This is a genomic window from Yoonia sp. (assembly GCF_042093035.1).
In the GTDB taxonomy this organism is placed as follows: Bacteria; Pseudomonadota; Alphaproteobacteria; order Rhodobacterales; family Rhodobacteraceae; genus Yoonia.
On record NZ_JBELFI010000063.1, the window covers coordinates 1 to 3,319 of the forward strand.

The 3,319-nt window shown below is 57.3% G+C and carries 3 protein-coding genes and 1 pseudogene; 2 read left to right on the forward strand and 2 right to left on the reverse strand.

Translation table 11 applies throughout. The features are described 5' to 3' along the window. Nucleotides 1-180: pseudogene (locus ACFDSS_RS09190) on the forward strand (beta-ACP synthase); the annotation flags it as partial. Here the strand turns inward: ACFDSS_RS09190 and ACFDSS_RS09195 are convergent. Next, nucleotides 181-723 (reverse strand): invasion associated locus B family protein, encoded by a 543-nt coding sequence (locus ACFDSS_RS09195; RefSeq protein WP_375255456.1) that lies wholly within the window; start codon nt 721-723, stop codon nt 181-183. A 407-nt stretch (nt 724-1,130) separates the two neighbouring features. Between ACFDSS_RS09195 and ACFDSS_RS09200 the strand changes: the two genes are divergently transcribed. Next, a complete protein-coding gene (locus ACFDSS_RS09200; protein WP_375255457.1) occupies nt 1,131-2,666 on the forward strand; it encodes a helicase HerA-like domain-containing protein in 1,536 nt (511 codons plus the stop codon). Nucleotides 2,667-2,762: 96 nt separating this feature from the next. On the opposite strand, the gene ACFDSS_RS09205 is transcribed toward ACFDSS_RS09200, so the two are convergent. Continuing rightward, nucleotides 2,763-3,319, reverse strand: a 557-nt coding sequence (locus ACFDSS_RS09205) for a transporter associated domain-containing protein (protein ID WP_375255458.1), incomplete at its 5' end; no start/stop codon positions are given.

Consider the following 3,319-nt stretch of genomic DNA (forward strand, 5'->3'; position numbering starts at 1 on the left):
ATGGCGTTGCGCGACGGCGTCATTGCGCCAACGATTGGTTATGAAGAACCTGATCCGGAATGCGCGCTCGATATCGTGCCAAATGTCGCCCGCGATGCGCAGGTGGATGTGGCTCTGTCAAACGCATTTGCATTTGGCGGGCTGAATGCGGTGCTAGCGCTGCGCAGGCACCCGGCCTGATTAGCGCGCTGAAAGCGCCTCAAAACCCGCAGTAAATCCCAAAAGCGAGATATCAAGTACGACATTGCGATCAGGGGCGGCCGCAGGCACGATCCGGATAGCGGCACTGATACCGCGCTTCATTTCATCCATTTCCGCCTGCGTGAATCCAATCCGCGCGACGCAGCCGGCCGCGTTGCAGGAACTGAACGGATAGACACGGGCGTTTTGCCCATCGACGGCCATCGTCAACTGCTCGGTCAAGAGCGTTTCAAGGGGTACGACAATCGTGGCACCTGCGGCCGCCGGACCATCGCTGGCAAGGGCAAAGATGCTGAACTCGGACACGGGCGCGCCATCGGCACTATAGAGCAATTGATATAGGCTGCACTGATCTTGCTGGCCTTCGGGGGCGGTAATGCAGCGGATTGACCAATCTCCGTATTCTTCGGCGACATAACCTGTGCCGACGGCGCGGGCTTCCGCCGTGGCCTCTTGGGAAAGGACAGTTTGTGTTTGCGCAAGCAAAGCGGCCAAGAAAAGGGAAGTGAAAATACGTTTCATCTGCTGAGACCTCGATTTCTTTTTCCCGTCAGCTAACACGCAGCGGTGGGATTGTCAGGGGGGAATGCGAGCGATGCCGTGTCTTTGCGCGCACATTTCTGAGAGCCCGCCACAGAAAAAGGGCCCTAGTGGCTAGGACCCTTTTCTGTTCTCCCTATCGGACTTGGCCGACTTATTACGCGCACGCTACGCAAAGCCAGATCAACCGTCAACTGCAAATTCATAAAGATATGGTGATGATTTGGCATCCCCACAGGGGTCAAAAAAATGCCGTGCCCAAAGGCACGGCAAGTCCAACAGGGAGGTATGTGTCCCCCATCGCAACAACGAAAGGGACACATTCTTTATGCTGGCACGAAAAGGTTAAGAATGTATCTTGATCGGGACAATGAATAAGGAAATCTCAGATGCCCGAAAATATCTTCATTGGTGGCGGCGCGGAAAACTACGGCGCCCCCCAGGTCCTGCTTTTGGATAAAGCCAACCGACATGGATTGATCGCAGGGGCCACAGGGACCGGCAAAACCGTTACCTTGCAGATCATGGCAGAGGGGTTCTCTGCCGCGGGTGTGCCGGTGTTTTTGTCTGACGTGAAGGGTGATTTGTCCGGCTTGGCGGTTGGCGGGACGGCTGAATTCAAGCTGCATGAGCCTTTCATGTCGCGCGCGCGAACCATTGGCCTTGATCTGCAATACGACAAGTTTCCGGTCACCTTTTGGGATCTGTTTGGCGAGAAAGGTCACCCTATTCGCGCTACGGTCGCTGAGATGGGCCCGCTCTTGCTGGCCCGCTTGATGGACCTGACGGATGTGCAGGAGGGTGTGCTCAACGTGGCCTTCCGCGTGGCGGACGAGGAAGGACTGCCGCTTCTGGATCTCAAGGATTTGCAGTCCCTGCTTGTTTGGGTTGGCCAAAACGCAAAAGACCTGTCTTTGCGATACGGCAATGTGGCGTCATCTTCCATCGGAGCAATCCAACGCCAACTTCTGGTGCTCGAAAATCAGGGCGGCACCGCGCTTTTTGGTGAACCCGCGCTTGATTTGGCAGACATGATGCGCACCCGCGATGGGCGCGGTGAGATCAATATCCTTGCCGCAGATCAGTTGATGGGCAGCCCAAGGCTTTATGCGACCTTCCTGCTGTGGCTTTTGTCGGAACTTTTTGAGGAACTCCCGGAGGTCGGCAACCCCGATAAACCGAAGCTTGTGTTCTTCTTTGATGAGGCGCATCTGCTCTTTGATGGGGCGCCCAAGGCCTTGGTCGATAAGGTCGAGCAGGTGGCGCGTTTGATCCGGTCCAAGGGCGTGGGCGTCTATTTCGTGACCCAAAATCCCGGCGATATCCCTGAGGACGTGTTGGGCCAATTGGGCAACCGCGTGCAACACGCGCTGCGGGCGTTTACCGCCAAGGACCGCAAAGAGCTAAAAACCGCCGCCGAAACCTACCGCGATAACCCGACGTTTGAGACCGCGCAGGCGATCCAAGAAGTCGGCACCGGCGAGGCCGTGACATCCTTCCTTGATCGCAAAGGCATCCCGATGATGGTCGAACGGACATTGATCCGGCCACCGTCATCGCAGCTTGGCCCGATTGATGAAACCGCGCGCAAGGCGATCATGCAGGCCTCAGATATGGCTGGGAAATACGACAAGACCATGGATCGCGATAGCGCGTTTGAAATGCTGACCAAGCGCGCTGACAAAGCCGCGGAAGCGGCGGCTGAGGCGGAGGCTGAAGAGGAGCGCCTGGAAGAGAAAGAGCGCGAATTCAGGGCTGCACGGCGCTACAATGGCAAGCAATCGGGGCGGTCAACATCGCGACGGTCGTCGTCGGATACCAGCTTTGGTGGTGCGATTGCCTCTGCTGTTGTGAAAGAACTGAAAGGCACGACGGGACGGCGCATTGTGCGCGGCATTTTGGGTGGCCTCTTTAAGGGGCGTTGATACGCAGGGTCGCGCCTGACCCTGGGTGGGTGCAAAGCGCTCTCCCGTGGGGAGGGTCGCGCGCGGCCCGGCCTATCGACCGGGCCAGACATTGCCTTAGAGCTTGCGTATCTTCAACGTCGCCAAGCGGTTCTCATCCTTGCTGAGCACCTCAAAGCGGAACCCGTGGAATGAGAAAACCTGCGCCTCAAGCGGGATCATCTGCGCTTCGTGAATGACCAGACCAGCGACGGTGTTGGCTTCATCATCAGGCAGGTTCCAGTCATGCGCGCGGTTGAGATCGCGGATCGTCATGGCCCCATCGACGATATAGGCCCCATCTTCGGTCGCCGCGATTTGATCTTCCTCGTGGTCGTCAAATTCATCGGCGATCTCACCCACGATTTCCTCAAGAATGTCCTCAAGCGTAATCAGACCCTGCAACGCGCCATATTCATCCACCACCAAGGCAAAATGCGTCTTGCGCTTGAGAAAGTTGCGCATCTGGTCATCAAGCGTTGTGGTTTCGGGCACAAAATAGGGCGGCATCGCGACTTTCATCACGTCGAAGGCCGCCAAACCACGCGCATCGTCTTCGCCACCCCCCAGCAGCTTGTGCATGGCGCGCAGCAGGTCTTTGGCGTGGATCACCCCGACGATGTTCTCCGGCTCAC